Below are 2588 nucleotides of genomic sequence, written 5' to 3'. Positions count from 1 at the left end.
CCCGCGGCGTTCAGGGCGCCGTGGCCGCTGCCAGGCGCCAGCCGCGCGCGCGCCGGGCGCGTGGTCCCGTCTTCAAGCGCCAGTGCCACCTCGGCCGGGGACAGCAGCGGGAACCTGGAGCGGATCAGCGCGGCCACCCCGGCGGTGAGCGCCGCGGACATGTCCGTGCTCGCCAGCGTCGTGTAGCCGCCGTCGGGGGCGGCGACCGTGAGGCCCGCGCCGGGCGCGGTCAGCGCCACGTAGGAACGCCTGCTTGTGAACACCGCGAGCTGCCCGCCGCGCGTGGTGGCCCCGACCGCGACCACGCCGGGGTAGGCGGCCGGGTAGTTGACCGCTCCCGTGCCCGCGCCGTTGTCGCCGGCCGGCGCTATCAGCACCACGCCGCGGGCGAGCGCGTAGCTGACAGCCGCGCGCTCCGCCTGGCTGCCGCCCGCGGCGGCCGGGTCCCCTGAGACCGGCGAGCCAAGCGTGCCCGGGTCGAGCGGCAGCGCGATCACGCTGGCTCCATGGCCGGCCGCGTACCTGATGCCCGCCGCGATCGCGGCGGGGAGCCGCCGGGTAATCGTCGCGTCGGAGTTCAGCGGATCGTCGTACTCCAGCGTTACCTGGACGGAAAGGATCCGCGCACCAGGGGCGACCCCGGTGATGCCCGCGGCGCCGCCGGGGCCGTGCCCGTGCCCGGCCAGCAGGCTGGCCACGGCCGTGCCCTCCGCACCCCAGTACGGGCCGCCGGCGCTGCGTCCCGAGCCGCTGTAATCAGGCCCGGTGGTCACGGTTCCCGCGAGGTCCTGGTGGGCGGCGTCGACGCCGGTGGACAGCACCGCGACGGTAACGCCGCCGCCCTTTTCCGGCGCGGCCCGCCACGCCGCGGGCACGTTCAGCGCCGTCAGCCACCACTCGGACGCCAGGGACGGTGCCGCGGACCGCGCCGCCCCCGCCGCCCGCGCGGCGCGTGCCGACTGCCCGGCGTTCGCGGGCAGCACGAAACAAGTTGCGACGGCGAATGCCACCATAACCGGCAGCGTGCCGCGTAGCAGACGGGACACGTCGGTCACGCATCCCCTCAAGGCCGGGGCGAAGGGGCTGAATCCGAAGAATTCAGTCCATTATGGTGTCACGCGGCTGCCGGGAAACGCGGTGAATGAATAATTTCATGACGGTCAGCGTCACGCGCGTCCCCGGATACAGCGCGAGCCGCCGCGCCGCGCTGCCGCCGTTGACCGCGACCGCGACGAACCCGGCGCTGTCAAGGAAGCAGACGAGCTCGCCCGGGCCGACCTCGCCGAACGTCAGGGCGAACGGCACGGTCAGTGCCCGTCCGTGCCACGCGAGCGCGACCGCCCTGCCCGGCATCATCCCGGCCAGCGCCGCGTCCGTCCCTGTGACGGACAGCTGCGCGTTGCCGAACCTGTCCACGGTGACCACCTCGCCTTCGGCGGTGCCGTCGCGAACCCGGCTGGCCGGCCTGGGCAGCGCGACCAGGCCGGCCACGTCGAGCTCGTCGCCGGCCCGCGCCAGCGCCGTGCCGGCGAACAGGTGCGCCGCGACCGGCATGAAGATGTCCCGCCCGTGAAAGGTCGGCGCCACGGCGTCAAGCCACAGCGCGGTGTTGGTCAGGCTGACGGCCGCGGTGGGGCCGCCGGCGGTCTCGATCGCCCACGACAGCAGGCCGTTGTCCGGCCCGACGAACACCGAGCCGCCCGCCGCGACGGCGACGGCGCGCCGCGCGGTGCCAACCCCGGGATCGACGACGGCCACGTGCACGGCGGGGGGGAAGTACGGCACGGCCTGCGCGAGCACGGCGGCGCCCCGGCGGATGTCACCGGGCGGCACGAGGTGCGTAATGTCGATAATGCGTGCCGCTGGCGCTATCCGGGCAAGGATTCCATGGCAGGCCGCGACAAAGCCGTCTTCCAGCCCGTAGTCGGTCAGGAACGTGAGACAGTGAAACGAAGCCACGCTCTGCGAGCGTACTGAAGGGAGTGGCGGATGCCAGCGTTGTCCGAGCGCGACATGCGCCTGCTCGCGTTCGAGCGAGGCACGTGGCGGACCGCCGGCGCCAAGGAGCAGGCCATCGCCGACGTGCTCGCCATTTCCGCCACCCGGTACTACCAGCTGCTCAACGAGCTGATCGACAGCCCTGAGGCGCTCAAGTTCGACCCCGTGCTCGTCAAGCGGCTGCGCGCGCAGCGGGCACGGCGCCAGCGCATGCGCTCGCCGCAGCCGGGTACCAGCTAACCGTGACCTTGCCCCGCGCCGGCACCGCCGAGGGGCAGGCCGGGCTTGCGGCGATCCTGGCCGGCCCGGCGCGCGCCCTCATCGCCGCGGACTTCGACGGTACGCTGTCGCCGATCGTCGCCGACCCGGCGGCGGCGTGGGCGGCGCCCGGCGCCGCGGACGCGCTGGCCAGGCTGTCCGCCGCCGTCGGCACGGTCGCGATCGTCACCGGCCGCCCCGCGGCCGAGGCGGTCGCCCTCGGCGGCTTCGCCGGCATCGGCAGGCTGATCGTCCTCGGGCATTACGGCTCGGAACGCTGGCAAGACGGTGTGCTGGCCGCCGATCCGGCGCCGGCCGGCGTCGCCGTCGCG

The 2588-nt window shown here is 74.5% G+C and carries 4 protein-coding genes; 2 read left to right on the top strand and 2 right to left on the bottom strand.

Going from position 1 to position 2588, the window contains the following annotated elements; all coding sequences use genetic code 11:
- Together Q1N79_RS25475 and Q1N79_RS25470 are read right to left on the bottom strand one after the other, a co-directional pair.
- Nucleotides 1-1013 (bottom strand): S8 family serine peptidase (locus tag Q1N79_RS25475; protein WP_300613213.1); only part of this gene is annotated, 1013 nt, incomplete at its 3' end.
- A gap of 85 nt (nucleotides 1014-1098) precedes the next feature.
- Nucleotides 1099-1959, bottom strand: coding sequence for an SAM-dependent chlorinase/fluorinase (locus Q1N79_RS25470; RefSeq protein ID WP_300613211.1), 861 nt, complete (start codon nucleotides 1957-1959; stop codon nucleotides 1099-1101).
- 30 nt (nucleotides 1960-1989) lie between these two features.
- Here Q1N79_RS25470 and Q1N79_RS25465 point away from each other — a divergent pair, with 30 nt between their 5' ends.
- Entirely contained in the window at nucleotides 1990-2238 is a 249-nt protein-coding gene (locus Q1N79_RS25465) for a DUF3263 domain-containing protein (protein WP_300613209.1), read from the top strand.
- Between the two features lie 2 nt (nucleotides 2239-2240).
- On the top strand, nucleotides 2241-2588 hold a 348-nt coding region (locus tag Q1N79_RS25460; protein ID WP_300613207.1), incomplete at its 3' end, for a trehalose-phosphatase.

It is taken from the genome of Trebonia sp. (assembly GCF_030042015.1).
GTDB lineage: Bacteria > Actinomycetota > Actinomycetes > Streptosporangiales > Streptosporangiaceae > Trebonia.
This window is presented reverse-complemented; position numbering and strand designations above follow the sequence as displayed.